The 26444-nt window shown below is 72.1% G+C and carries 23 protein-coding genes and 2 pseudogenes; 14 read left to right on the top strand and 11 right to left on the bottom strand.

The features are described from left to right. Window positions 1-160: 160 nt before the first annotated feature. The gene (ligD, locus tag ACFYZE_RS07825; RefSeq protein ID WP_388989968.1) at window positions 161-1207 is read right to left on the bottom strand and encodes a non-homologous end-joining DNA ligase; all 1047 of its coding nucleotides are present in this window, start codon (window positions 1205-1207) and stop codon (window positions 161-163) included. Between the two features lie 75 nt (window positions 1208-1282). On the opposite strand from ligD, the gene ACFYZE_RS07820 reads away from it, so the two are divergent. Further along, a complete protein-coding gene (locus ACFYZE_RS07820) occupies window positions 1283-2353 on the top strand; it encodes an ATP-dependent DNA ligase (protein WP_388989966.1) in 1071 nt (356 codons plus the stop codon). 376 nt (window positions 2354-2729) lie between these two features. Here ACFYZE_RS07820 and ACFYZE_RS07815 read toward each other — a convergent pair whose 3' ends face one another. Continuing rightward, window positions 2730-3062 carry a hypothetical protein gene (locus ACFYZE_RS07815; protein ID WP_388989964.1) on the bottom strand — a complete coding sequence of 111 codons (333 nt, stop codon included), beginning with the start codon at window positions 3060-3062 and terminating at the stop codon, window positions 2730-2732. 187 nt (window positions 3063-3249) lie between these two features. Beyond that, complete coding sequence (locus ACFYZE_RS07810) at window positions 3250-3714, bottom strand: MarR family winged helix-turn-helix transcriptional regulator (protein ID WP_388989962.1); 465 nt, start codon at window positions 3712-3714, stop codon at window positions 3250-3252. A gap of 223 nt (window positions 3715-3937) precedes the next feature. On the opposite strand from ACFYZE_RS07810, the pseudogene ACFYZE_RS07805 reads away from it, so the two are divergent. From ACFYZE_RS07805 to ACFYZE_RS07775, 7 genes and pseudogenes are all read left to right on the top strand, one after another. Continuing rightward, window positions 3938-4066, top strand: a pseudogene (locus tag ACFYZE_RS07805) (CoA-transferase); the annotation flags it as partial. Between the two features lie 85 nt (window positions 4067-4151). Beyond that, window positions 4152-4292, top strand: a pseudogene (locus ACFYZE_RS07800) (hypothetical protein); the annotation flags it as partial. Between the two features lie 8 nt (window positions 4293-4300). After that, on the top strand, window positions 4301-5074 hold the full coding sequence (gene pcaH, locus ACFYZE_RS07795; protein ID WP_388989960.1) for a protocatechuate 3,4-dioxygenase subunit beta: 774 nt from the start codon (window positions 4301-4303) through the stop codon (window positions 5072-5074). A gap of 6 nt (window positions 5075-5080) precedes the next feature. Next, window positions 5081-5686, top strand: coding sequence for a protocatechuate 3,4-dioxygenase subunit alpha (pcaG, locus tag ACFYZE_RS07790; protein ID WP_388989958.1), 606 nt, complete (start codon window positions 5081-5083; stop codon window positions 5684-5686). Continuing rightward, window positions 5683-7014, top strand: coding sequence for a 3-carboxy-cis,cis-muconate cycloisomerase (gene pcaB, locus ACFYZE_RS07785; protein ID WP_388989956.1), 1332 nt, complete (start codon window positions 5683-5685; stop codon window positions 7012-7014). Before pcaG ends, pcaB begins: the two co-directional genes overlap by 4 nt. Then, on the top strand, window positions 7011-8138 hold the full coding sequence (pcaD, locus tag ACFYZE_RS07780; RefSeq protein WP_388989954.1) for a 3-oxoadipate enol-lactonase: 1128 nt from the start codon (window positions 7011-7013) through the stop codon (window positions 8136-8138). The genes pcaB and pcaD overlap by 4 nt, the downstream gene beginning before the upstream one ends. Before the next feature lie 63 nt (window positions 8139-8201). Continuing rightward, window positions 8202-8993, top strand: a complete 792-nt coding sequence (locus ACFYZE_RS07775) for an SDR family NAD(P)-dependent oxidoreductase (RefSeq protein ID WP_388989952.1) — start codon at window positions 8202-8204, stop codon at window positions 8991-8993. Between the two features lie 23 nt (window positions 8994-9016). On the opposite strand, the gene ACFYZE_RS07770 is transcribed toward ACFYZE_RS07775, so the two are convergent. Then, window positions 9017-11701 (bottom strand): ATP-binding protein, encoded by a 2685-nt coding sequence (locus ACFYZE_RS07770; RefSeq protein ID WP_388989950.1) that lies wholly within the window; start codon window positions 11699-11701, stop codon window positions 9017-9019. 396 nt (window positions 11702-12097) lie between these two features. Here ACFYZE_RS07770 and ACFYZE_RS07765 point away from each other — a divergent pair, with 396 nt between their 5' ends. Continuing rightward, window positions 12098-13147: a DUF2510 domain-containing protein gene (locus ACFYZE_RS07765; protein ID WP_388989948.1), complete on the top strand. Its 1050-nt coding sequence runs from the start codon at window positions 12098-12100 to the stop codon at window positions 13145-13147. A 186-nt stretch (window positions 13148-13333) separates the two neighbouring features. Here the strand turns inward: ACFYZE_RS07765 and ACFYZE_RS07760 are convergent, their stop codons facing one another. Then, entirely contained in the window at window positions 13334-13948 is a 615-nt protein-coding gene (locus ACFYZE_RS07760) for a TetR/AcrR family transcriptional regulator C-terminal ligand-binding domain-containing protein (RefSeq protein WP_388989946.1), read from the bottom strand. A 205-nt stretch (window positions 13949-14153) separates the two neighbouring features. Between ACFYZE_RS07760 and ACFYZE_RS07755 the strand changes: the two genes are divergently transcribed. Beyond that, a complete protein-coding gene (locus tag ACFYZE_RS07755) occupies window positions 14154-14981 on the top strand; it encodes a phosphatase PAP2 family protein (RefSeq protein WP_388989944.1) in 828 nt (275 codons plus the stop codon). Continuing rightward, the gene (locus ACFYZE_RS07750; RefSeq protein ID WP_388989942.1) at window positions 14978-15922 is read left to right on the top strand and encodes a hypothetical protein; all 945 of its coding nucleotides are present in this window, start codon (window positions 14978-14980) and stop codon (window positions 15920-15922) included. Before ACFYZE_RS07755 ends, ACFYZE_RS07750 begins: the two co-directional genes overlap by 4 nt. Window positions 15923-15985: 63 nt before the next feature. On the opposite strand, the gene ACFYZE_RS07745 is transcribed toward ACFYZE_RS07750, so the two are convergent. The 3 genes from ACFYZE_RS07745 to ACFYZE_RS07735 form a co-directional block, all read right to left on the bottom strand. Then, complete coding sequence (locus ACFYZE_RS07745) at window positions 15986-16924, bottom strand: phospholipid scramblase-related protein (RefSeq protein WP_388989941.1); 939 nt, start codon at window positions 16922-16924, stop codon at window positions 15986-15988. A 53-nt stretch (window positions 16925-16977) separates the two neighbouring features. Further along, window positions 16978-19029 (bottom strand): phosphocholine-specific phospholipase C, encoded by a 2052-nt coding sequence (locus ACFYZE_RS07740; protein ID WP_388989939.1) that lies wholly within the window; start codon window positions 19027-19029, stop codon window positions 16978-16980. A 248-nt stretch (window positions 19030-19277) separates the two neighbouring features. After that, window positions 19278-20354: an NAD(+)/NADH kinase gene (locus ACFYZE_RS07735; protein ID WP_388989937.1), complete on the bottom strand. Its 1077-nt coding sequence runs from the start codon at window positions 20352-20354 to the stop codon at window positions 19278-19280. A gap of 746 nt (window positions 20355-21100) precedes the next feature. On the opposite strand from ACFYZE_RS07735, the gene ACFYZE_RS07730 reads away from it, so the two are divergent. Genes ACFYZE_RS07730 through ACFYZE_RS07720 form a run of 3 tightly spaced genes read left to right on the top strand, consistent with a single transcriptional unit; the run spans window position 21101 to window position 23276 of the window. Then, window positions 21101-22165 (top strand): Rieske 2Fe-2S domain-containing protein, encoded by a 1065-nt coding sequence (locus ACFYZE_RS07730; protein WP_388989935.1) that lies wholly within the window; start codon window positions 21101-21103, stop codon window positions 22163-22165. Then, the gene (locus tag ACFYZE_RS07725) at window positions 22162-22344 is read left to right on the top strand and encodes a hypothetical protein (RefSeq protein WP_388989933.1); all 183 of its coding nucleotides are present in this window, start codon (window positions 22162-22164) and stop codon (window positions 22342-22344) included. Before ACFYZE_RS07730 ends, ACFYZE_RS07725 begins: the two co-directional genes overlap by 4 nt. Next, complete coding sequence (locus tag ACFYZE_RS07720) at window positions 22341-23276, top strand: PDR/VanB family oxidoreductase (protein WP_388989931.1); 936 nt, start codon at window positions 22341-22343, stop codon at window positions 23274-23276. Before ACFYZE_RS07725 ends, ACFYZE_RS07720 begins: the two co-directional genes overlap by 4 nt. A gap of 210 nt (window positions 23277-23486) precedes the next feature. Here ACFYZE_RS07720 and ACFYZE_RS07715 read toward each other — a convergent pair whose 3' ends face one another. From ACFYZE_RS07715 to ACFYZE_RS07705, 3 genes are read right to left on the bottom strand one after another with little or no spacing between them, the layout of a single operon-like run. Continuing rightward, entirely contained in the window at window positions 23487-24302 is an 816-nt protein-coding gene (locus ACFYZE_RS07715) for an ABC transporter permease (protein ID WP_388989929.1), read from the bottom strand. Between the two features lie 15 nt (window positions 24303-24317). Beyond that, complete coding sequence (locus ACFYZE_RS07710) at window positions 24318-25208, bottom strand: ABC transporter permease (RefSeq protein ID WP_388989927.1); 891 nt, start codon at window positions 25206-25208, stop codon at window positions 24318-24320. Between the two features lie 9 nt (window positions 25209-25217). Continuing rightward, window positions 25218-26423 (bottom strand): ABC transporter substrate-binding protein, encoded by a 1206-nt coding sequence (locus ACFYZE_RS07705; RefSeq protein ID WP_388989925.1) that lies wholly within the window; start codon window positions 26421-26423, stop codon window positions 25218-25220. Window positions 26424-26444 lie beyond the last annotated feature (21 nt).

Below are 26444 nucleotides of genomic sequence, written 5' to 3'. Positions count from 1 at the left end.
TTCATGGAGAAGAGCCGCTGGGGCGAACGTCGGACCGGTAGCGGCACAGCGCGAGCTTATCCGCACAAAGGACACTTTCTTAGTAATGACGACATACCGACATATAAGTGTCGGGGACCCGTGTGACGTCCGCGCTCTGATCAGGGGACGTCAGCACGCGTCACGAGGCGGCCGGGCCCCCGGGGGTCTCCGGCTTCCGCTCCTGCCGTGCCCGGCTCGGCTGCACGCGTTTCGGCTCGCCCGGCATCTTCGGGTACTCGGGCGGATAGGGCAGATCTCCGAGCCCGTGGTCGTGTTCGTCGCGGCGGGCGAGTTCGAGGAGCGCCTCCAGGGAGAAGGCGTGGTCATCCATGTCCGCGTGGACGTCGCCCAGTTCGGCGAACCGGCGGGGCATGGTCGCGAGGTCGAAGTCGCGGGGCTCCGCGTCGTCGACCTCCTCCCAGCGCAGCGGCGCCGACACGGGGGCATGCGGCCTCGGGCGCACCGAGTAGGCGGAGGCGACGGTACGGTCGCGGGCGGTCTGGTTGTAGTCCAGGAAGATCTTCTCGCCCCGCTCCTCCTTCCACCAGGCGATGGTCACGTGCTCGGGCATCCGCCGCTCCATCTCGCGCCCGACGGCGATCGCGGCGCGGCGCACCTGAGTGAAGGTCCAGCGGGCCTCGATGGGCACGAAGACGTGCAGGCCGCGGCCGCCGGAGGTCTTGGGCCAGCCGCGCAGCCCGCCGTACTCGTCGAGGACGGCGCGCAGTTCATGGGCGGCACGCACCGCGTCGGCGTAGTCGGTGCCGGGCTGCGGGTCGAGGTCGATGCGCAGTTCGTCGGGGCGGTCGACGTCGGCGCGGCGCACCGGCCACGGATGGAAGGTGAGCGTGCCGTACTGCGCGGCCCAGACGACGGCGCCGGCCTCGGTCGGGCACATCTCGTCGGCGCTGCGGCCGCTGGGGAAGGTGATGTGCGCGGTGGGGATCCAGTCGGGCATGCTCTTGGGCGCCCGTTTCTGGAAGAACCATTCGCCGGTCACCCCGTCCGGGTAGCGCTCCAGGGTGGTGGGCCGGTCGCGCAGGGCGCGCAGGATGCCGGGCCCGACGGCCATGTAGTACTGCGCGAGGTCGAGCTTGGTGAAACCGCGCTCCGGGAAGAAGACCTTGTCCGGGCTGGACAGCCGTACCGTCCGCCCCGCCACCTCCAGCTCCACCGCATCGCCCATGCGAGCCACGGTAGGCGCCCGCCTCCCTCCTCGCACACCGGGCGAACCGCCTCGCCGGGCAGCAGAATCGAAGGCATGGACCTGCCGGTGATGCCCCCTGTGAAGCCGATGCTCGCCAAACCCGTGGCGGCTATCCCGCCCGACATGCAGTACGAGGCGAAGTGGGACGGCTTCAGGGCCATCGTGTTCCGCGACGGTGCCGAGGTGGAACTGGGCAGCCGTACGGGGAAGTCGCTGACCAGGTATTTCCCCGAGCTGGCGGAGGCGCTGAGGGCGCGGCTGCCCGAGCGGTGCGTGGCGGACGGGGAGATCGTGATCGCGCGGGAGGGCCGCCTGGACTTCGACGCGCTGACGGAGCGGATCCATCCGGCGGACTCGCGGGTGCGGATGCTGGCGCAGAAGACCCCGGCGTCGTTCGTGGCGTTCGACCTGCTGGCGCTGGGCGACGAGTCGCTGCTCGACGTTCCGCTGGCTCAGCGGCGCGCCCTGCTGGAGCGGGCGCTGTCCGGAGTGCGGCCGCCCGTCCACCTGGCCCCGGCGACGACGGACCGCTCGGTGGCCGAGCAGTGGTTCGAGCAGTACGAGGGCGCGGGCCTGGACGGGGTGATCGCCAAGCCGCTCTCCCTGCCCTACCGTCCGGACGAACGCGTGATGTTCAAGGTCAAGCACGAGCGCACGGCGGACGTCGTGGTGGCGGGCTACCGCTTCCACAAGAGCGGTCCGGTCGTGGGGTCGCTGCTGCTCGGGCTGTACGACGACCGGGGCGCGCTCCAGCACGTGGGGGTGTCGGCCGCGTTCCCGATGAAGCAGCGGGAGCGGCTGGTGGAGGAGCTGGAGCCGCTGCGGATGGACGATGTCACCGGGCATCCCTGGGCGGCCTGGTCGGACGAGGAGGCGCACGAGACGGCCCGGCTGCCGGGGGCGCCGAGCCGCTGGTCGGGGAAGAAGGACCTGTCCTGGGTGCCGCTGCGGCCGGAGCGGGTGGCGGAGGTGGCGTACGACCACATGGAGAACGGCGAGCGCTTCCGGCACACCGCGCGCTTCCGCCGCTGGCGCCCGGACCGGACCCCCGAGAGCTGTACGTACGCGCAGTTGCAGGAGCCGGTGCGCTACGACCTCGCGGAGATCCTCGGCGTCCCGGACTGACGTCCGGCGGACGTTGGCCCTCCGGGCGTCCGGCACTCGGCGGACTTGCCCGGCGGCGGGTGCGGGTGGGGCGCCGGTGGGGGCCGGGTTCGGGTGACGCCCACCGACGAAGGCGGGTTCGGTGACGCCCACCGACCAAGGCGGATGCGGTGACGCCCACCGACCAAGGCGGATGCGGTGACGCCCACCGACCAAGGCGGATGCGGTGACGCCCACCGACCAAGGCGGATCGGTGACGCCCACCGACCAAGGCGGATCGGTGACGCCCACCGACCAAGGCGGATCGGTGACGCCCACCGACGAAGGCGGGTGCGGATGACGCCCACCGACGAAGGCGGATCGGTGACGCCCGCCCGGGCGTGAAGGCTGTCCGGGGCTACGCCCTGCGCCCCAGTCGGCGTTCGATCGCCGCTCCCGCGTCCCGGCGGTCGGGGGCGAGCGCCTGGCGGGCCTCCTCGGGCGAGCCGAACCCCAAAGCCGCCGCGATCGCCTCCCAGGCGACGCCGCCCGCGAGCAGCGCCTCCACCGCGGCGCCGACGGCGACGCCCGCCTCATGGCGGGCCCGGTCCAGCTCGGTGAGGGTGCGCAGCAGGTCGGGTGCCGTCGCGGCGTCCGCGAGGCCGCTCTGGGCCGCGTGCCGTGCCTGGTCGGCGGTGACCCACCAGTCCGCGGAGGTGTGCGGGGAACGGGTGGCGAGGGTCCGGTCCACGGTGTGCCGCCTTCCTTCGCGGATACGCGTCTGGGGTGCCGCGGGGCACCTCAGTCTAGGTCCGCCGATCCGGAATGCGGTGGTCACCGTCCGCTGAACGGACCAGCGGACCGCGCCCGGGCCCACCCTTCGAGCGGCGGACCGGCCCACGTTTCTCCGCGGACTCCTGGCTCCCCGGACCGTGGGATCAGGACTTGGCCGCGAGGGGTTCCGCCGGGTTGCGCAGGCACTCGGCGGCGTCCGCGACACGGCGGATGAGGTCCAGGAAGAGGGTCTGTTCCCCGGGGGTGAGCGGGGCCAGGAAGACCTGGTTCATCCGGGCCGTGCGCACGGTCAGCTTGCGGTGCGTCCGCACACCGTCCTCCGTCAGGCGCAGCATGAAGCGGCGGCCGTCCTGCGGGTCGCGCACCTTGTCGAGGAGTCCGCGCCGGCCGAGACGGCTGATCACCTCGGCGATCGTGGACCGGTCGAGGCCCACCCGCTCCCCCACCGTGCGCTGGTCGAGGCCCGGCTCGGCGACGAGCGCGTTCAGGACCGCGAACTGCGGCGAGGTGATCTCCTCCGAGACCATCGTGTTCCACAGCAGGTAGTGCGCCTGCTGCAGCCGCCGGGCCAGGTGCCCGGGGTGGGCGGAGAGGTCCACCGCGGCCATGAGCGCTCCTCAGCGTCCGTCCGTCGTACTTCGGTCATTCCATTGGTGCACTGAACAATACCGCCTGTACGCCGCCTCGGCCTCTGGTCCGCATCCACTGGTCTCGCTGGACTCTTGACGACTCAGGCGTCGGGTGGCAGCGTGATTGAGACCTCGGAGAAATAGTCAGTGCGCTGAGTAATTCGCGGTCCTCGTGGTTTCGAAGACGGATGGGGCTTCACGGATGGACAAGGTGGTCGCCACGGCCCTGGAGGCGGTGGCCGACGTGCCGGACGGCGCGTCGCCGGCGGTGGGCGGGTTCGGGCTGAGCGGTGTGCCGAACGCGTTGATCCAGGCGCTCCACGAGCGCGGGCCGTCGTCGTCGTGATGACCCACACCGCCAAGGACGGCAGCCCGAGGACCCTCCCCCACGCTCGCCTTCGCTCGGGCGGGGGGACTCCCACGGCGCCTCCGGTGCCCGTCTCTCCGGCACGGTCGCCCACCAGCTCGCCCGTCCCGGCTCCGGCACCGGCGTCGCCACCCTGTGCATCGGCTTGGGTCAGGGCCTCGCCCTCGTCCCCGCGCCACGGAAGCGTTAGGAACCTCCATGACTCCCACTCAGCAGGACATCGACCTGGAGATCGCGGCCGAACACGCCGCCTACGAGAAGCGGGTCGCCGACGGCGGGCAGGTCGAACACCATCCGCGCCGCGACTACGCGCCCTACCGCTCCTCGGTGCTGCGGCATCCCCAACAACCGCCGGTCACCATCGACGTCACCAAGGACCCGGAGCTGGTCGAGCTGTCGTCCCCGGCCTTCGGAGAACGGGACATCACTGAGATCGACAACGACCTCACCCGGCACCACCGGGGCGAGCCCATCGGGGAACGGATCACCGTCTCGGGCCGCCTGCTCGACCGCGACGGACGTCCGATCCGGGGCCAGCTCATCGAGATCTGGCAGGCGAACGCGGCCGGCCGGTACGCGCACCAGCGCGAGCAGCACGAGGCGCCGCTCGACCCCAACTTCACGGGCGTCGGCCGCACCCTCACGGACGACGACGGCTTCTACCGTTTCACCACCATCCAGCCGGGCCCGTACCCGTGGCGCAATCACGTGAACGCCTGGCGCCCGGCCCACATCCACTTCTCGCTCTTCGGAACGGCGTTCACGCAGCGACTCGTGACGCAGATGTACTTCCCGAACGACCCGCTGTTCCCCCACGACCCGATCCTGCAGTCCGTGACGGACGACGCCGCCCGGCAGCGGCTGGTCGCGACGTACGACCACAGCCTGTCGGTACCGGAGTTCTCGCTCGGCTACCACTGGGACATCGTGCTCGACGGCCCGCACGCCACCTGGATCGAGGAAGGACGCTGACCTGCCATGACGAGGATCGACACGAGCAGTCCTGAGAGCGTGCTGCCCACCCCGTCGCACACGGTCGGCCCCTTCTACGGGTACGCCCTGCCGTTCCCGGGCGGCGGTGACATCGCGCCGATCGGCCATCCGGACACCATCACCGTCCAGGGGTACGTCCTCGACGGCGAGGGAAATCCGCTGCCGGACGCCTTCGTGGAGCTGTGGGGCCCGGACCCGGAGGGCGGCATCCCGACCACCGACGGCTCGATCCGCCGCGATCCGGCGACCGGCGGCTACCTGGGCCGCAACGGGGTGGAGTTCACCGGCTGGGGCCGCGTCCAGACCGACGCGGGCGGCCACTGGTACGCCCGCACGCTGCGGCCGGGCGCACGTGGGCGCAGCGCCCCCTACATCAGCGCCTGCGTGTTCGCGCGCGGTCTGCTGATGCACCTGTTCACGCGGATCTACCTCCCCGGAGACGAGGTGGCGCTCGCCGCTGACCCGCTGCTCGCCCAGCTGGAGCCGGAGCGCCGTGACACGCTGATCGCGGCGGACGGGGGCAACGGCACGTACCGTTTCGACATCCGCCTTCAGGGCGAAGGCGAGACGGTCTTCCTGGAGTTCCGGTGACTTCTGCAGAGTCCGGCACCGGCCTGCTCGCCCCCGGGTGGGCCGGCTCCCCCGCCGCGTCCGCCACGAGCGACAGCGCGTATCTGCGGGCGCTGCTCGACGCGGAGGAGGCACTGACCCGTGCGCAGGCAGGGCTGGGGCTGGTCCCCGGGGAGGCGGCCACGGCGGTGGCCGCGGCGGCCCGGTCCGGTCGCTTCGACATCCGGGACATTGCGCTGCGGGCCCGGGACGGCGGCAATCCCGTGATCCCGCTCGTCGCCGACCTGACGAAGGCGGCCGGTCAGGAGTACGGACCGTACGTCCACCGGGGCGCCACCAGCCAGGACATCCTGGACACCGCGACGATGCTGGTCGCCGCGCGCACGCTGGACGTGGTCCTGGCCGATCTGGAGCGTACGCAGGAGGCGCTGGCCCGGCTCGCCGCCCGCCACCGGGACACCGTGCTGCCCGGGCGGACGCTCACCCAGCACGCGGTGCCGACGACGTTCGGGCTGAAGGCGGCCGGCTGGCGGTCACTGGTGCTGGACGCCCGGGACCGGCTGGGGGCCGTACGCGACGGGCTGCCCGCTCAACTGGGCGGCGCGGCGGGCACACTGGCCGCGTTCACCGCGTACGGTGCGCAGGATCCGACGGCGCTCGTGGCCGCGTACGCACGGGAACTCGGCCTCCGCGCACCCGAGTTGCCGTGGCACACCCTGCGCACCCCCATCGCCGACCTCGCGGGCGCGCTCGCCTTCACGGCCGGGGCGCTGGGCAAGACGGCCACGGACGTCCTCACCCTCTCCCGCACCGAGATCGCCGAGGTCGCCGAGGGTGCGGGCGGTGGCTCGTCCGCGATGCCGCACAAGGCGAACCCGGTACGGGCGACACTGATCGCGGCGGCCGCCCGGCGCGCACCGCAGCTCGCGGCCACCCTCTACGGGTCACTGGCCGCCGAGGACGAACGTCCGGCCGGAGCCTGGCACGCCGAGTGGGAGCCGCTGCGCGATCTGCTGCGGCTGGTGGGCGGCTCCGCGCACGACGCGGTGCACCTGGCCGAAGGCCTCCGGGTCGACACGGACGCCATGCGCAACCACCTCGGCCTCACCCACGGGTTGATCGTCTCCGAGCGGCTGGCGGCGGAGCTGGCGCCGGTGCTGGGCCGCGCCCGCGCCAGGGAGCTGCTCACCGAGGCCGCCCGGCGCGCTCGCACCGAGGGCCGCACGCTCGCCGAACTCCTCGCCGAGAACGCCGAGTTGCAGGACGTCGACCTCGACGCCCTCACCGACCCGGCCCAGTACACCGGCTCCGCGGGAGCCCTGACCGACCGTGCCCTGGAGCGCTCGTGACCGACAAGCTGCTGCACCACCGCATCGAGGGTTCCGCCACCGCTCCCCCGCTGATCCTCGGCCCCTCGCTCGGCACCTCGTACGCCCTGTGGGACCCGGTGGCACCGGAGTTGTCCGTCACGCACCGGGTGATCCGCTGGGACCTGCCCGGCCACGGAGGCTCGGCCCCGGACCTCATCGGGCCCGGCGCGACGGTCGCCGACCTCGCCGAACTGGTCCTGGCGCTCGCGGACTCGCTGGGCGTCGACCGGTTCGCGTACGCCGGCGTGTCGCTCGGGGGCGCGGTGGGGCTGCACCTCGCCGTGCACCATCCCGAGCGGATCTCGTCACTGGCCGTCATCTGCTCGTCCGCGCACTTCAACGGCTCCAAGCCGTGGGAGGAACGCGCCGCGCTGGTTCGCCGCGAGGGGCTGGCGCCGGTCGCCGCGACGGCCGACTCCCGCTGGTTCACGGCCGGGTTCACCGTGCCCCGGCTGGTGCAGGACCACCGGGAGGCGGATGCGGAGGCGTACGCGGCCTGCTGCGACGCGCTCGCCGCGTTCGACATCCGTGACCGGCTGGCGTCGATCACCGCGCGGACGCTGCTGATCGCGGGCCGCCAGGATCCGGCGACGCCGCCCGCGCATCTGCGGGAGATCGCCGACGCGGTGCCCGGCTCCGCGCTCGTCGAGATCCCGGGCGCCTCGCATCTTGCGCCCGCGCAGTGCCCGAAGGCCGTCCTGGCGGCGATGCGTACGCACCTGACCGGAGCGCCGGAGCGCGGAATGGAGGTACGCCGCCAGGTCCTGGGCGACGCCCATGTGGACCGGGCGCAGGCGCGCCAGACCCCCTTCACCGCCCGCTTCCAGGACTTCATCTCCCGCTACGCCTGGGGCGAGATCTGGACCGACCCGACGCTGTCCCGCCGTGAACGCAGCATGATCACGCTGACGGCACTGGTGGCGCACGGACACCACGACGAGCTGGCCATGCACGTCCGGGCGGCCCGGCGCAACGGCCTGACACCGGAGGAGATCGGCGCGGTGCTGCTGCAGACGGCCGTCTACTGCGGGGTGCCGGCGGCGAACTCGGCGTTCGCGGTGGCGCAGCGGGTGCTCGCGGAGGAGGACGAGGCCGGAGGGTGACCCTGCTGGTCGTAGCTTCAGCAGCACCCCTCACAGCCGCCCGCGCGTGCCTAGGGTGGAGGCATGTCGACTGTTCTCATCACCGGTGCCACCTCCGGACTCGGCCGGTACGTCGCCTTCGAACTGGCCCGTTCCGGACACGTGGTCCTCGCCCACGGACGCGACGCGGGCCGCACCGACCGGCTCGTCGCGGAGTTGCGCACCGAGGGCGAGGCGCACGGTTTCGTCGCCGACCTGGCCTCGCTCGCCGAGGTGCGACGGCTCGGCGACGAGGTCGCCGCGGCGCACCCCGGGCTGGACGTCCTGATCAACAACGCGGGAGTGGGCAGCGGCGCGCGCGGCTCCGGGCGCGAGGTCAGCGCCGACGGCCACGAACTGCGGCTCGCGGTCGACTACCTGGCGCCGGTCGCCCTCACCCGCGCCCTGCTGCCGGTGCTGCGGCAGAACACCCCCGCCCGGATCGTCAACGTGGGCTCGGCCGGCCAGGAGCCCGTGGACTTCGACGACCCGGAGCTGACCCGCGGCTACAGCGGCGTCTCGGCGTACTGCCGCAGCAAGTTCGCCCTGGCCGCGCACACCTTCACGCTGGCGGAGGAGCTCCAGGGCACGGGTGTGTCGGTGAACGTCCTGCATCCCGCGACGTACATGGACACGGCGATGGTCCGCGAGGCGGGGGTCGCTCCCTGGAACACGGTGGCGGACGGGGCGGCGGGGGTGCTGGCTCTGGCGACGCAGGAAATCGGCAGCGGCGGATACTTCGACGGGGCCAGTCCTTCGCGGGCGCATGAGAGGGCGTACGACCGTGAGGTGCGCAAGCGCCTGGAAGCGGTCACGGATCAACTGCTGGCCCCGTAGGCGCGCCCGCGAGGGGCGCGCGGTCACGGCGCTCCGACAGCCTCCAGCGCGTCCCGCGCCCGGATGGCCAACCCGTCCGCCCCACAGGACTCCGCCAGCGCAAGCCCCCGTTCGAGTTCGGGCACCGACCTCGTGGCGATCCCGTACTCGACCAGCGCGGCGGCGTGTTCGTACTGGCAGGGTGAGGCCTCGAGGTACGCCACGGCCTGGGCGGCCAGGCGCACCGCACGCTGCCCGGTCTGGAGCGCGGCGGCCACCCGAAGGGCCTCGCCGATGGCCGTGTCGGTGCCCAGGAACTCGGCCTGCCGGCGGGCGACGGCGGCCAGATCCGCCGCACGCCGCGGATCGTCGGCGGCCAGTGCCCGCGCGAGGTCCCCCGCCCAGGGGGCCAGCACCGTGTTGTGGCCGCGCCCCGCGCACGCCTTCTCCGCGGCCTCCAGTTCGCCCACGGCCTCCTCGGTCCGCCCGACGGCAAGAAGCAGCCGGCCGCGCACGGAACGGGTGTCGGGCAGCACGATCGTGGACGGGTACGGAGGTGCGAAGCCGTACCGCTCGGCGAGCGACCAGGCCTCCTCGACGTGCCCGCGGGCGAGCAGCGTGTCGACGAGGCCGCAGGTCGCCGACCAGTACAGGGGCAGCCCGCGCCCGACGCGCTCGGCGAGGCGCAGCGACTCGCGCAGGGAGGTCTCCGCGTCCCGCAGCCGGCCGCGCCTGCGGTGCGCCAGTCCGACGTAGGCGTGGGCCAGGGCGAGATGACCGCCGCTCCAGCCGGCGGACTCGTACGCGCGCAGGCCCTCCGTGAACAGGCTCTCGGCCCGGTCGAGCCGGTCGCTGTAGGCGTAGGCGCTGCCCAGCATGAGCAGAAGTTCGATGCCCCACTCGGTGTCGGTCCAGCCGAGTCCCGGGGCGAGGCGGCCGTTGACGAGGGCGCGGTCGCACACTTCCACGACCTCTTCGGCGCTCTCCCCGTGGGTCATCGCGTCGAAGCCACGCAGGATGAGCAGGGCCCGCTCGGAGTTGTCCCTGCCTGTGCAGGTGCGGGCGAGTTCGGCCAGCTCATGGGAGCGTGCCGGGGAGTCCTCCTCGGCCGCGTGGATGCTCTCCCACATGTAGTGGACGGCCTGCAGGCGCATCCGGGAGGGGCCCGGTTCCAGTCGGGCGGCCTCCTCGTCGACCGTGCGGATGGCGTCGTCGAGCTGGTCGTTGTGCAGCAGGGCCTGGGACAGGCGGTGGACGGCGTCCACCCGGTCGTCGCCTTCCAGGCCCGGCAGGGCGAGGGCGGCCCGGAGGTAGTCGATGGTGGTGGCCGGTGAGGTCAGCAGCGTGGCGCAGCCCAGTTCGTACAGCACGTACGGGTGGACCTCGGGCCTAGGCGGTTCGGCCAGGGCGCGCTCCAGGCAGCGGCGGGCCGCTTCGGGGGCACCGACGGCGAGGTGTTCGCGCGCGGCCTGACGCATCTGCTCGACCAGTTCCTCGTCGTCGTCCGGGTGGACTTCGAGGAGGTGGCGGGAGGCGGCCGCCGCTCCGAGCCCGGAGTCGGTGACGACCCGCGCGGCGATGCCGTGCATGGCGGTGCGCAGGCCGTCGGGGATCGAGCGGTAGACGGCGCTGGCGATCAGCGGGTGGACGAACTCCAGCTCCGCGCCGTCCGTCCGGCCGCCCGCCGCATCCGGTGCGGCCAGGATGCGGGCGGCGCTGAGCAGTTCGGCGCAGCGGGCGGCCTCCTCGGGGCGCATGGTGGCGAGTTCGGCCACCAGGTCCAGGGTGATGCCGGTGCCGAGGATGGCCGCGGCCCAGGCGAACCGGGTGGCGTCGATGCCGAGGCCCTCCAGGCGGGCGACGAGGCCGTTGCCGCGGGCCGAGCGGTTCAGGTCGCGCAGCTCGGCGCACGACGCCTCGACCGGGTCGAGCTGGCTGTCCTGCACCTTGGCGAGCAGTTCGACGGTCTCGTACGGGTTGCCGCCGGTCACGGCCCACACCTCGCGGCAGAACGGGGCGTCGGCGTGCGCGCCGACGGTGGCCCGGGTGAGTCCGGCGGTCGCCTCGGGGGTGAGCGCGCTCAGGGTGCTGACCGGGCGGGGGGCGGCCGCGGTGATCGCGTCGAGGTGGCGGGCGCCCTCGCCGGACGCCTCTCCGGGGCGGAGGGCCACCACGAGGAGCACGCGCAGGTCGGCGAGGCGTTCGCAGCAGGCGGCCAGCCAGTGCAGGGGCTCCTGGTCGGCCCAGTGGGCGTCGTCGACGATGAGGACCAGCGGCCACTCCCGCCGGGCGAGCCGGGAGACGACCTCGACCAGGCCGTCGCACACGCCCTGCGGGTCGGCCTGCCGCTCTCCGGGGTCCGCTATGCCGAGGGCGGGGCCCGCGACTTCGTACCAGTCGCCCAGGTACTCCCGCGCCTCCTCCGGCATCAGGGACAGGAGCACGGGCTGGAGCAGTTGCCGTACGACGTTGAAGGGCACGGCGGTGACGGTCTCGCCGCCGCGCGCCCACCAGACCGCGCAGCCGCGCTCCTGCGCGATGCGGCGTGTCTCGGCGAGGAGGGCGGTCTTGCCGATGCCGGCCTCCCCGCTGAACACCAGCAGACTCCCCGACTCCGAGGGCGACGCGTCGTCACGGAGCGCGTCGACCGCCTCGGTGATGACGGTGAGCTCCGCGTCGCGTTCCCACAGGGAAGCCGAGGCAGCCGCGCCGGGCCGTGCCTCCGTCATCCCGGTACCTCCCCAGGTCGCCCAAACGACGTACGGACATCGAGCCTAGCCGTCCCCGTGCCTCGGTGGAGGGAGGTCGGAGCACCTGTTGCCGCGACGGGTGACGCGAGGCGTCCCGGGGCGACGCGATCGGGCGCCGACCAGCCCCGGCGCGGGTAATGGTCCGTCAAAGTCCGTGCGGAGCAAGCGCATTCTCCACCTTGGCGGCGACGATCGGATTCCGGCGTGCACGTGGTGCCGTGCGGCACGACGGACACGCGGCGCCGCGGCCGGCCAGGCGCCGCCGCGCCCGGGCAGTCGGGCAGTCGGGCAGTCGGGCAGTCGGCTCACCGTGGGCCGGGCGCCCAGGCCGGGCGCTCTCATCTGCCTTTCACTCCCACCTCATACGGTGGAGGCATGACGCAGGTGACTCCTCCCGGGTGGTACCCCGACCCGGGGCAGACAAGTGACGGGCCCGCCACCGAGCGCTGGTGGGACGGCAAGGCGTGGACGGACCGGGTCCGCCCCGTGGACGCGGGCGCCTCGTGGGGTCCGCCGGAGCAGCCGCCGGTCGCCGGCGCGTATCCGGGCGGACCGTTCGCCGCCGCCCCCTACCCCGGTGCCGGGCCCGCCCGGGCGGGGCACGGGGTGCGGACCGGGATAGCCGTGGTGACGGCGATCGTGGTGCTGGCGGGCATAGGCGGCGGTGTGTACGCGCTCACCGCGCGGGACGGCGGGAGCGGCCGCTCCGCGGGCGCCCAGGGTCCGGGCGGCCCGGGCGGCTTCGGCGGCCAGGAAGGCCAAGGCGGCCAAGGTGGTCAGGGGGGCCAGGGCGGGCCGTTCGGCGGGCAGGGCGGACCCTTCGGCGGTGGTTCCGGGGGTTCGGGCGGTCAGCAGCCCGCGCCAGGTCGGTCCGGGCAGCCGGGGACCGAGGACGGATACGCCACCGACCCGTTCAACGGCATCAGCATCCCGGTGCCCGCCGGCTGGACCGGCCAGACCGTCGAGGGCGGGGCGGCCGTCCAGTCGAACGACACCTACAAGTGCCCCGGTGACTCCTCAAAGACCTGCAACACCGGCGGGGCCTACTCCGCCTCCGCCGAGCAGCAGGGGCTGACGGCCACGACCGCTCGGGCGGCGGCCGAGCAGGACATCGCCAAGAACGCCCAGGAGTCCTACGGCGGCGCGTCCTACGGCGGGATCACCTCGCACCAGGTGCTGGCCTCCGAGGCGGTGACCGTGGCCGGGCAGAGTGGCTACATGGTCCGCTGGAAGGCCGTCACGGCCAAGGGCACGGACGGCTATGTCGAGTCGCTGGTCTTCCCGTCGCCCGCCGACTCCCGGCAGCTCGTCGTCGTACGCTTCGGCCTCGACGCCGGGTCCGGCGCGCCCAAGCCGTCCGTCATGGACCAGATCGCCAAGGGCATCAAGGAGTCGTCGGCGGGCGGCGCCGGGCAGAGGGTCTAGGGGGCTAGGGGAGTCGTTCGGCGACGAACCCCCTGGCTGCCGCCCCGGCCGATGCGATGCGGCCGGGCGGGGCTCCCCTCCGCTCCGAAGGAGCCCCGCCCGGCCGGGGATGCGCGCCGCCCCCGTCCCCACGGTGCGGCGCGGTCGGGCCGACGTCCGGTCATCCCACGGACGGCGACCCGGTCCTCAGGTGAGCCCCAGGGACGGAAGCACCACGGCCTCGACGAAGCGCGTGAGGTACTCCTCGTCCGCGTACTCCCCCTCCAGGAGGGGACGGACCCGCAGCACGCCCAGCACCTGTGCGGGGACGTACTCGAGCGCCGGATGGCCGGCGGGCACCTCCCCGCGCTCCACACCACGCCGGACGATCTCCTGCAACGCCCTGACCTCGGGCTCGACCAGTGCTTCGCGCAGCGCCCGCGCGAGCTCCGGGTCCTGCATCGCGGCGTGGCCGAGGGCCTGGTGGAGCTTGGTGTCCCGGCGCGACCACTCGGCCGCGGTCCGCGCCACGGCGCGCAGGTCCCCGGCGAGCGAACCGGTGTCGACACCCGCGAACCGCGGGCAGCGACTGGCCCTCAGGGCGGCGGCCACGAACTGCGGCTTGGTCTTCCACTGCCGGTACAGCGTCGACTTGCTGCACCGGGTGACGGCGGCGACGCCCTCCATGGTGACCGCGTCGTAGCCGCATTCGCGGATCTGCTCCAGCACGGCGTCGAAGAACTCCTGCTCGCGCTCGGGCGTGAGCTTGGAGCGGCGCGAGGCGGCCGCCGACTGCGGTGCCTCCGCTGCCTGCGACGTCATGGCTTCTGCTCCTCGGTCGTGGTGCCGGCCGGGTGGGCCGCTTCACACCAGTGTATCGATACGCCAGTGTACCGGTACGCGAGCGTATCGGTACACTGGCGTATCGATGAGCCTTGGACAGGACCCACTCCTCTGTCGAGTGGGTCCCCTCCTGGGCTCACCACGCACCACCCCACGCACGTACTGTCAGCAAAGGGGGGCGGGGATGGATTCCCGCACCGAGCCCGAGGGAGAAGGGGCGGCCGCGATACACCGGCCGCCCCTCGTCCGCGAGCTCCTTCTCGTCGCCGGGCTGTTCCTGGTCTACAAGTTCGGCCGGCAGCTCGCGAACGGCCACACCGTGGAGGCGTTCCACAACGCGCACCGCGTCTGGGACTGGGAGCGCGCGCTGCGGCTGCCGGGTGAGGGCGCCGTGCAGTCCGCACTGCTGCACGGTGACACCCTCGTACGCTCCGCGAACCTCTACTACGTGGCCGTGCACTTCACGGCCACCGCGGCCTTCCTGGTGTGGCTGTACCTGCGGCGGCCCGACCACTACCTGTGGGCCCGCCGGGTCCTCGCCCTGGTCACCGGCGCGGCGCTGGCGCTGCACCTCACGTTTCCGCTCGCCCCGCCGCGGATGCTCCACATGGGGCACCTGGTGGACACCGGGCAGCTGTACGGGCCGACGGTGTACGGGGCCAGGCCGGCGACCGACTCGATGGCGAACCAGTTCGCCGCCATGCCCTCGCTGCACTTCGGCTGGGCGCTGATGGTCGCGATCGGCCTGATCGCGGCGACCCGGTCCCGATGGCGGTGGCTGTGGCTGCTGCATCCGCTGGTGACGCTGCTCGTGATCGTCGGCACGGCGAACCACTACTGGCTCGACGCTGTGGTGGCGACGACTCTGCTGGGCATCGCTCTGGCCCTGGTTCCCGGCCCGTCGGCGAAACCGCAGGGAATCGCGCCGGCGGCGCGGCACGCGGTGCCGGCGGCGAGGTCCGCGGAGCCCAGGACCGCCGACGGACCCGGTCTGGTGGGGGCCGGGCGATGAGCGCCGCCGTCCTCGCGATCGTCCTGTCCCTGTTCTCCGCGGTCGCGTACGCGGCGGCCGCTGTGGCTCAGGAGCGGCTCGCCGCCCGGGAGAGCGGGACCGGTGTGGTCCGGCTGCTGGCGCGCGGCGCCTGGTGGTGGTCGGTCGCGCTGAACGCCTCCGCCGCGCTGCTGCACGTGGCCGCCCTCAAGTTCGGTCCGCTGACGCTGGTTCAGCCGCTCGGCGCGCTCACCCTGGTGGCCGCGGTGCCGCTGGGGGCGCGGGCGGCGGGGCGCCGGGTCCGCGGGGTGGAGTGGCGGGGCACGGCCCTGACGCTGCTCGGTCTGGCCGCGCTGCTGGTGACGGCGTCCGGGCCGGAGCCGGACGAGGTGCTGAGCCTGCCCGAGGCGCTGGCCGTGGCCGGGGCGACCACCGCCGTGATCGGCCTGCTCTCCCGGCCGGGCGCCCGCCCGGGGCTTCGGCACGCGACCGCTTCCGGCTTCGCGTCCGGTGTCGCCTCGGCACTCACCCAGACCGTGACGGTGGCGGCGACGGACCGCTCGGCTGCGCCGCTGAGCGCGCACGTCGTCGTGGTGGCGCTGCTGGTGGCGCTGTTCGCGACGGCCGGCCTGCTGCTGTCGCAGACCGCGTACCGGGACGGCCTCGGTGCGCCGCTCGCGCTCGTCACTCTCGCGAACCCGCTCGCGGCGGCGGTGATCGGCCTCAGCCTGCTGGGCGAACGCCTCCAGGGCGGCGCGGCAGGTCTGCTCCTCGCGGCGGCGGGCGCGGGCCTGGCGTCCTGGGGCGTGGTGACCCTGTCGCGGTCCGGCCCCGCTGCCCCGGCCCCGGTCGACGACGACCACCCGGTCGCCGCGGTGCTGGCTCTGGAGCCCGGGCCGGCGCCCTTCGAGCCGTCGTTGCCCGCTCCGCGGCCGGCGCCGGAGCACCTGACCACCCTGTGAACACACCGGTGGCCGGCACGTGTGCACGTGCCGGCCACCGCCGTTCTTCCGTCTTCGCCCGCCTCAGCCGAGGCCGCGGGAGTCCTGCTTCAGCGCCGTGTCCACGGTCAGTGCGGTCGCCACCACCAGGCTCAGCAGCGGCTCGGGCAGTTGGTAGTGGATCTGCAGGACGTAGTTGTCCGCAGTCGTGAACATCGTCTTCGCCAGGCCCTCCCAGGTCTTGGTGATCCTGGCGACCTCGTTCTCGGCATGGTCGACGATCGCGAAGTTCCAGGCGCGCCAGTTCTCCGCCTTGATCGCGCCGACCTGCCGACCGTCCACGTCCATCGCGAAGTGGATCTTCCCGATCATGTTCTGCTGGACGATCTCGCCGACGACCTGACCGTCCGGGCGCGCCACGACCACCCGCGACTTGAAGACCTTCGCGGGCCGGGTCAGCAGCAGCTGCGGCTGCCCGTAGGCGTCGCGGATCTCCAGCTTGTGGGTCATGAACTGGTCGAGACTGGAGACGAAGCGCACCGCCTTCTTCAGCGTGCTCTGCCCGACCTCCGTCACCGATCCGATCTGGTTGCCGTTCTGGTCGAAGACGCTGTACTCGTTCGTCAGCTCGATCAGCTTGGCCTTCTGGTTCACGACCAGCACCGGTTCGGTGAACAGCGTGCCGCCGCCGGGGCCGCTCGGGGCGACCCCGGCCTGCTGCTGCACCTGGTGCTGGACGCGCTGATCGTGGGCCGCGGCCTGGTGACCGTGGGACTGTTGGCCGTGGGGCTGGTGGCCGTAGGGCTGCTGACCGTACGCCTGCTGACCGTATCCCTGGGGACCCCCCGCCTGCTGCGGCTGCTGCGCCGCGGGCGCCTGCTGAGGCGCCTGCGACGCGGCCTGGGCCTGCTGGTCGGCGTGGGTGTGCTGCGTCCACTGCGAGCCGTCCCAGTAGCGCAGCGTGTGCGGTGCGCCGTGGGGATCGGGGTACCAGCCTGCAGGCGTGTTCGAATGCGTGGTCACCGGGGCACACTACCGCGAGCCGGCCGGAGAACCACCGGCACCGGATTCTCCCGTCAGTCCGTAATGATCGCGGGGTCGCTCACACCCGGCCGCCCGTTCTCCACGTGCCCGGCGAAGCCGCGCAGGAAGGACGGGTCGGCCTCGGAGGTGACGGTGAGGTCGTACCAGCGCCTGCTGGACCCGAGGTCGACGGTGTGCTTCACGGTGGTGCCGGGGCGCACCGTGACCGTCTGCGGGCGGCCGCCGTAGCCGCTGGTGACCTTCAGCTTCACCGTGCCGGAACCCTTGTTGGTGAACGTCAGCGCGAGGTCGTCACCGCTGTGCCGGGCGGTGACCTCGGGACCGACGGCCGAGCCGCGGCCCTTGAAGACGCGCAGGAAGCCGTTCGGACCGTGCACGGTCAGGTCGTAGGAGCCGCCGGAGTACGCCGAGTTCCAGGTGTCCGAGACCGACGTGCCGGCCTCGGTGGTGTAGCTCCAGGGTCCGTCGGTGCGGTTGCCGGAGGTGACCAGGAAGGCGGCACCGGCGTGCGCGCCGGAGGCGAAGGTCAGGGTGAACTTCCCGGCCGCGGTGTCCGCCGAACCGTCCACGGACGGTGCGTACTTCAGCGGGCGGGTGGGCCGCAGACCGCGCTCCTGCTTGGGCAGGACACCGTTGGCCGGCGGGGTCGGCACATAGTCGGGGTGGCGGTCCCCGTCCGGCGGCTGGTAGCCGTCGGTGGACGGCAGCGCGACCGGCTTGGTGTCCTTGCGGGAGAAGTCGAAGGCGGAGGTCAGGTCGCCGGATATGGCGCGCCGCCAGGGCGAGATGTTCGGCTCGTGGACACCGAAGCGGCGTTCCATGAACCGGATGATGGAGGTGTGGTCGAGCGTCTCGGAGCAGACGTAGCCGCCCTTGCTCCACGGGGAGACGACCAGCATCGGCACGCGCTGCCCGAGCCCGTAGGGGCCGGCGACATGGCTGCCGTCGCCCTTGAAGAGGTCCGGGCCGACATCGACGGTGGACTTGCCCTGCGCGGCGGAGGCGGGCGGGAACGGCGGGATCAGGTGGTCGAAGAAGCCGTCGTTCTCGTCGTAGGTGATGAACAGGGCCGTCTTCGCCCACACCTCGGGGTCGGAGGTGAGCGCGTCGAGGACCTGGGAGACGTACCAGGCGCCGTAGTTGGCGGGCCAGTTGGGGTGCTCGGTGAAGGCCTCGGGGGCGACGATCCAGGAGATCTGCGGCAGCTTGCCGGACTTCACGTCGGCCTTGAGCTGGTCGAAGAAGCCCTCGCCCTTGCGGGCGTCGGTGCCGGTGCGGGCCTTGTCGTAGAGCGGGTCGCCGGGCTTGGCATTCTGGTACTGGGTGAAGTAGAGCAGCGAGTTGTCGCCGTAGTTGCCGCGGTAGGCGTCCTGGATCCAGCCCCAGGAGCCGTTCGCGTCGAGGCCGTCGCCCACGTCCTGGTAGATCTTCCAGGAGACGCCGGCCTTCTCCAGGCGCTCGGGGTAGGTGGTCCAGCTGTAGCCCGCCTCGTCGTTGCCGAGGACCGGGCCGCCGCCCTTGCCGTCGTTGCCGGTGTAGCCCGTCCACATGTAGTAGCGGTTCGGGTCGGTGGAGCCGATGAACGAGCAGTGGTAGGCGTCGCAGATGGTGAAGGCGTCGGCGAGCGCGTAGTGGAAGGGGATGTCCTCGCGCTTGAGGTACGCCATGGTCGTGGAGCTCTTGGACGGCACCCACTTGTCGTACTTGCCCCCGTCGAAGGCGGCGTGTCCGTCGTTCCAGCCGTGCGGCAGGTCCTGGATGAAGGCGAGGCCCAGGTCGTCGGCGTCGGGGTGGAACGGCAGGATGTCCTTCGTGCCGTCCGACTGGTGCCAGACCGTCTTGCCGTTCTGCAGGGTCACCGGACGCGGGTCGCCGAAGCCCCGGACGCCTCTGAGGGTGCCGAAGTAGTGGTCGAAGGAACGGTTCTCCTGCATCAGGACGACGATGTGCTCGACGTCCTCGATGGTGCCGGAACGGTGGTTGGCGGGAAGGGCCGCGGCGCGCTCGATGCTGCTGGAGAGCGCGGTGAACGCGGCAGTGCCGCCCGCGAGTTGGAGGAATCGGCGCCGATTCACTTCAGGCATGACGGGGTGACCTCTTGTCCTGACGGGGCGCGATACGCCCAATGGTGAGGGAACCTGCGCGAAGGGAGTGTTCCAGGAGCACCAAACGTCAGGAAAGGGTCCGGTGGCGCCCATGTGAAAGTCGGCGGTACGGGAGATGTGGGGCGCGCCAAGGGCCGTTGTGGTGTCGGCCAAGACCCGGTGCGGGATCCGTCAAGAGCTGCCCAAGGGGGTCGGTCACGGGACCGGCCGCGGGCGGGCCCGCTCGATCAGGTGTGGCGTCCGCCGTCCGCCGTCGGGCCGATGGGCAGTGCCAGGTGTGCCAGGTCGTCCGGCCGGGGAGTGGTCACCGGCCAGAGCGGCGCGGGGGTCCCGTCGACGACGGCCGCCGGGGCGTCGGTCAGCTTCATCCGCTCGCGCAGACGGCCGTAGAAGTCCATCGGGCCCAGCCGGATGGCCCTCAGGCGCCGTGGGGCGGGGTACACGCCGATCCAGTCCCCGGGGTACAGGACGCCCCGCAGCTGGCCGTCGATGCTGACGGCGGCCTGGCCCGACCGTTCCAGCACCTTCAGCGCGACGGGTTCGTCGGGGGCCGCCACGACCGAGCGGTTGAACGCCATGTGCGGGGCGACCGGCGTGAAGACCAGGGCTTCGGCGCGGGGCGAGACGACCGGGCCGCCGGCGGCGAAGCTGTAGGCCGTCGAACCCGTCGGTGTGGCCACCAGCAGTGCGTCGGCGGAGTAGGAGGCCAGCAGCCGTCCGGCGAAGTAGACGCCCACCGACACCTGCCGGTCCCGTGCCAGCTTCTCCAGTACGACGTCGTTCAGCGCCATGACGTTCAGCGGGATGCCCCAGTCGTCGCAGACCTCGCAGTGGGCACGCACCTGCGGTGGCGGCAGGAGCGGTCCGCGGCCGTACCGTGTGAGCGCCTCCATCTCCGGCGGCACCTCCAGCCGGCGCGAGGCGCGCAGGGTGAGCAGCATGCGGTGGTCGACCGAGAAACGGTTCTGCAGGACGGCGTCCAGCGCCTGGCGTACCAGCGTGACGGGCACCTCCGTCAGGAAACCCACCCGGCCGATGTCGACCCCCAGGACCAGGGCGTCGTTCTCGGCTGCCAGCCGGGCACCGCGCAGGAAGGTCCCGTCTCCGCCCAGGGTGACGATGAGATCCGGGTCGCCCGCGGATTTCACCTCGTCCCGGGCATGGCGTCGCTCACCGTCCTGCCACACGTCGATGTCCGCGTACTGCAGTGCGTGCTCGGCGCACCACGCTCGCACAGTCCGCGCCGCGTCCACGGCTTCGGCGCGGCCGCCGTGGACGACCAGACCGATACGTCCCACCGTCACGACTCCGCCTCCCCGTCACCTCGCGGATGATCGCCCGCTGCGCGGGCCCGGGCGTCTGCTCACCACGCCCACCTCCAGTCTGACGGCGTTCGGTCCCCACGTCAGCGCGGGACGCGCTCGGACGTGGACGCCCGCGGTGCGGAGCACGAGCGGAAACGGCCGGACGTCGCTCTGTGTGAGCGCCTTCTCGTCAGCGCCCGCCCGCCGCGGCCCCGGCACGGGACCGTGTAGCCGACCGGTCGGCCCAAGGCGGTGACCATGGGGTTCCCTTACGCGTCTGGTGACCGGGACCGCTGCCGGTACCGGCCCCCGGTCCGAACTGGGCTCGGCACATGGTCCTGGGACATCGCGAGAGCGGGCCGACGCCCTGTGCCCCCGTGTGCCCCTCGTAGACGGCGGCCGCGCGCAGGACGGCGTCGCCGGCGTGGTGCGGCCCGATGATCTGGAGGCCGACCGGCAGACCCTCTTCCGTGAACCCCCAGTGGGACGGTGCGGGCCGGATGCCCGGCTCGGACGTGCTCGCCGAACCCATCAGCGGCCGCCTCCGGAGTGATCCACCCAGCGGCGTCGCTCCGCAGCCGCTGCCAGTGATGAACTAGCCGCATGAGAAGGCCCTGACCAGCTCATTCGTAGAGACGCTTCCGCCTGACAGAAGCCGCCTTGCGCGGCAACCACAGCCGTCGGGAGCCTGATGCCGACCACGGCACGCGGGGCGACGACGCCCCGCTCTCAGGGACGGGAACGCCATGCCTCACATGACCGCCTTCGCCAGGAACCAGTGGTACGTCGCCGCCTACAGCCAAGAGGTCGGGCGTGAGTTGCTCGGCCGTACGATCCTCGGCGAGCCGCTCGTCTTCTACCGCACCGAGGACGACGGCACCGCCGTCGCCCTGGCCGACCGCTGTGTCCACCGCCGCTTCCCGCTCTCGGAGAGCCGGCTCGACGGGGACCGCATCGTGTGCGGGTACCACGGGTTCACGTACGACGCGACTGGCGCCTGCGTGTACGTGCCGGGGCAGCAGCGCATCCCGCGTACGGCCCGTGTCGCCTCCTACCCGGTCGTCGAGCAGGACTCCCTGGTGTGGGTGTGGATCGGTGACCCGGAGCTGGCCGACGCGGGGACCATCCCGCGGGCGAAGCACCTCGACTCCCCGGACTGGGTCACGGTGCGCGGCATGGAGCCGATCGACGCCGACTACGGCCTGCTGGTCGACAATCTGCTCGACCTCTCGCACGAGACGTATCTGCACGGCGGCTACATCGGCACGCCGGAGGTCGCCGAGACGCCGATCACCACAGAGGTCGACGAGGGCGCCGGCATCGTGCGGGTCAGCCGGCACATGGACGACGCCGAGTGCCCGCCCTTCTACGCCCGCTCCACCGGTATCGAGGGCCGCATCACCCGCTGGCAGGACATCGAGTACCACGCCCCCTGCCTCTACCTGCTGCACAGCCGGATCGCGCCGGTCGGCGTCCTGCCCGAGCCGGACGGCGGCGATCCGAACGGCTTCCACACCGAGATCACCTACGCGATCACCCCGTCCTCCGACGGCAAGGTCTACGACTTCTGGGCCGTCTCCCGGGACTTCGCGAAGGACGACGAGGAAGTCACCACGTTCCTGCGCGACTTCAACCACACGGTCGTCATGCAGGACGTCGACGCGCTCAACCTGCTGCAGAAGACGCTCGGCACCGAGCGGGCCGGCTACCAGGAGCTCAGCATCAACATCGACACCGGCGGTCTCGCCGCCCGCCGTATCCTCGCCCGACTGGTCGAGGAGGGCGACAAGCCGGTGGAGAAGGTCCAGTGAGCACGCCTCCCGGTTCCGCGCTGCGCGAGGTCTACCGCATCGACTGGCTCCCGGGCACCGACATCCTGCACGGCACCTGCCACTGCGGCGCCGAGCACACCGCCCAGGACCCGGTGGAGATGTGGGAGTGGATGCTCGCGCACCCCGAAGGACACCAGCCCCAAGGAACCACCTCATGAGCGCGTACGAAGCCGAACTCGTCGTCGACCGCCGTGAGCCGGCGGCCGAGGGCGTCCTCGCCCTCACCCTGCGCCATCCGCTGGGCGAGGAACTGCCGGCCTGGGAGCCGGGCGCCCACGTCGACGTCCTGCTCGGGCCGGGACTGGAACGGCAGTACTCACTGTGCGGCGATCCCGCGGACCGGCGGACCTGGCGCATCGCCGTGCTCCGCGAGGCCGACGGGCGGGGAGGGTCGGCTCACGTCCACGAGCAGGTGCGCGAGGGCGACAAGGTGCGGGTGCGGGGACCGCGCAACCACTTCCCCCTGCTCCCCTCCCCGCGTTACCGCTTCATCGCCGGCGGCATCGGCATCACGCCCATCCTGCCGATGCTCGCCGCGGCCGAGGCGGCGGGCGCCGAGTGGACCCTGCTGTACGGCGGCCGCACCCGCCGCTGCATGGCGTTCACCGCGGAGTTGGAGCGCTACGGGGACAGGGTCACCGTCGCCCCGCAGGACGAGACCGGGCTGCTGGACCTGGCCTCGGTGCTGGACGACGTGCCCGACGGCACGCTCGTCTACTGCTGTGGCCCCGGCCCGCTGCTGGACGCGGTGGAGGCGCGCTGCCCCGCCGACACGCTGCGCGTCGAGCGGTTCCAGCCCAAGGAGCAACCGGCCGGGGACGACGGGGAGTTCGAGGTCGTCCTCGCACAGAGCGGCCGTACGCTCACCGTCCCGCCGTACGTCTCCATCCTCGACACCGTGCGCGACGCCGGCGTCGAAGTGCTGTTCTCCTGCACCGAGGGCACCTGCGGCACCTGCGAGACCGATGTCCTGGAGGGCACTCCGGACCACCGGGACTCGGTGCTTACGGAGGAGGAGCGGGAGTCCGGCGAGATGATGATGATCTGCGTGTCCCGGTGCCGGGGTGGCCGGCTGGTGCTCGACCTCTGACCGGGGGGGCGTTCCCTGATGGACCGGGGCCCTGATGGACCGGAGCCTCTGATGGACCGGAGCCTCTGATGGGCCGGGGGGCGTTCCCGATGGACCGGGGCTTACGGGCCCGTCCCGCTGGCCCCCGGCCCTCGCGCCCCGGAACCAGGACCGGACCCGGTGCCCCGGAACCAGGACCGGACCCGGTGCCCCGGTACCAGGACCGGTGTCCTAGATCCGGCTCTCCGTCGCCGTGTCCGCCGACAGTCGCTGGGCGACGTAGATCGGGAGCACCGACAGCAGGACCAGCACCGCCGCCACCACGTTCACGACCGGCGCCTGCTGAGGGCGTGTCATGTTGTTGAAGATCCAGATCGGCAGGGTCTCGATGCCGGGGCCCGCGGTGAACGTCGTCACCACGATCTCGTCGAAGGACAGCGCGAACGCGAGCAGCCCGCCCGCGAACAGCGCCGAGCGCACCAGCGGGAACGTCACGTCGACGAAGGCGCGGAACGTGTCGGCCCCCAGGTCCATCGCCGCCTCCTCGTAGGAGCCGGAGGTGCGGCGCAGCCGTGCGACCACGTTGTTGAAGACGACGACGATGCAGAAGGTGGCGTGCCCGACGATCACGGTGAACAGACCGAGACCGACGCCGAGCGGCTGAAGGACCGTGTTGAACGCCGAGTTGAGCGCGATGCCGGTGACGATGCCGGGCAGCGCGATCGGCAGGACGACCACGAACGAGATGCTGCCGCGGCCGAAGAAGCGGTGCCGGGCCACCGCGAACGCGATGAGCGTGCCCAGCACCAGGGCGATGGCCGTGGCGCCCAGGCCCGCCTTCACCGAGACCCACAGCGCGCTGCGGGCGCCCGCGTTCTCCCAGGCCACCGACCACCAGTGGAACGTCCACCCGGGCGGGGGCCAGCTCGCGCTGCGGTCCGGGTTGAAGGAGTTGACCAGGACGAGCGCGAGCGGGACGTAGACGACCGCGAAGCCGAGCCCGGCGGCGATGCGCAACGCGATGCGCGCGGAACGGGACAGTTGCATGACAGCGGACCTGTTCTAGAGGCTGCTGAGCGCGCCGGTGCGGCGCATCGCCAGCAGGTACAGCACGATGACCACCACCGGTACCGTGCCCAGCGCGGCGGCCATGGGCAGGTTGAGCTCGATGTTGGAGTAGACGAGATTGCCGATCAGCTGGGTCTTGCCGCCGACGATCTGCACGGTGATGTAGTCGCCGAGGCTGAGCGAGAAGGTGAAGACCGAGCCGGCGGCGACGGACGGCAGCACCATCGGCAGGACGACCGAGCGGAAGGTGCGGCCGGGCCGCGCCCCCAGGTCGGCGGAGGCATCCAGCAGGTTCGCGGGCAGCTGCGCCAGCGCCGTGTGGATGGGCAGGATCATGTACGGCAGCCACAGGTACGTCAGCGTGATGATCGCTGCCGGGAGGCCGAACCCGGGTCCGCTCAGCCCGAACGGTTTCAGCATCCAGTCGGCGAGCCCGCCCTCGGACAGGATCAGCCGCCACGCGTACACCTTGACCAGGTAACTCGCCCACAGCGGGGTGAGGATGGCGACGACCAGCAGCGGTCGCCACCTTGGCTTCGCGACGCGTGCCGTGTAGAAGGCGAGCGGGAAGGCGATCACCGCGCACAGGACGGTGACCGCCAGGGCCACGACGATGCTGCGCCAGATGACCTCGCGAAAGACGGGGGTCGTCAGCAGCGCGTGGAAGTTGTCGGTCGACCAGACCTTCACCACCTCGGAGGTGAAGGAGTCCGTCGTCCAGAAAGCAGAGACGAACAGCACTGCGAGCGAGCCGAGGTAGAGCACGGCCAGCCACAGCAGGGGGGCGGTGAGCAGCAGGGACAGCCGCAGCCGCGGGCGGCGGTGCAGCATCCCGGCGAGCCGCCGGACGGGGGCCCGTCCGGCGGCCTGCGCGGTGGCGGTCATCGTCGTGCCTCAGCCCTTGATCTCGGTCCAGGCCTGGACCCACTTGGCGTACGGCACGCACTTGACGTCGCTGCGGCCGTCGAGGCACTGCTCGATGGGCGTGTTCCAGAAGGCGATGTTCTTCCAGTACGCCGTGTCGGCCGCGTGGAAGGTGGTGCAGAAGGACTTGTCGCTGGTCTGCTCGCACGCCTTGGCGTTGGCGGGGGCCTCACCGAAGTACTCGGCGACCTGCGCGTTGACCTTGGGGGAGATGATCCAGTTCATCCACTGGTAGGCGCAGTTGGGGTGCTTGGCCTTGGAGTAGAGCATCCAGGTGTCGGACCAGCCGGTCGAACCCTCCTTGGGCACGATGGCGTTGACCTTGGCGCCTTCGCTCTTCGCCAGGTTGGCGATGACCTGCCAGGTGGTGCCGACCACGGTGTCCCCGCTCTTGAAGGCGGAGACCTCCTTGAGGTAGTCGCCCCAGTACTCGCCGACGTTCGCGTTCTGCTTCTTCAGCAGGTCGACCGCCGCGTCGAACTGCTTCTGGTCGAGCGCGTACGGGTCCTTGATCTTCAGTTCGGGCTTGGTGGCCTTCAGGTACAGCGCCGCGTCGGCGATGTAGATCGGGGAGTCGTACGCCGTCACGTGCCCCTTGTACTTGGCGGCGTCGTCGAAGACGGCGGACCAGGAGGTCGGCGCGGGCTTGACCTTCTCCGTGTTGTACATGAGCAGGTTGGCGCCGCGGCCGTGCGGGATGCCGTAAGCCTTGCCCTTGACGGAGTTCCACGCCTGCAGCTTCAGGTCGCTGAAGACGTCCTTGTAGTTCGGTACGAGGTCGGTGTTGACCGGGGCGGCGTCACCGGAGGCGATCAGGCGCAGGGAGGCGTCGCCGGAGGCGGAGACGGCGTCGTACTCGCCGGTCTTCATCAGCTTGACCATCTCGTCGGAGCTGGCCGCCACCTTGGAGTGGACCTGACAGCCCGTCTGCTTCTCGAAGTCGCCGACCCAGTTCACCTTGGGGTCGTTGGAGCCGTCCTCGACATAGCCGGCCCAGGCGACGAGGTTGACCTGTCCCTCGTTCTTGCCCAGCTTCGACTGTGCCTTCAGATCGGGCGGGTTGAGGCCGGTGGACGAGGAGGAGCCGCCCGAGCCGGAGCCGGACGAGCCGCAGGCGGTGGCCGCGAGCAGCACCGCGGCACTGGCGGCGACCTGGAGGGTTCGGGTGAGACGCACGACGTTCTCCATACGTGACGG

This window comes from Streptomyces sp. NPDC001796, assembly GCF_042892355.1.
GTDB lineage: Bacteria > Actinomycetota > Actinomycetes > Streptomycetales > Streptomycetaceae > Streptomyces.
Note: the sequence above shows the minus strand (reverse complement) of the source record. Positions and strands in the feature narration are given on the sequence as shown.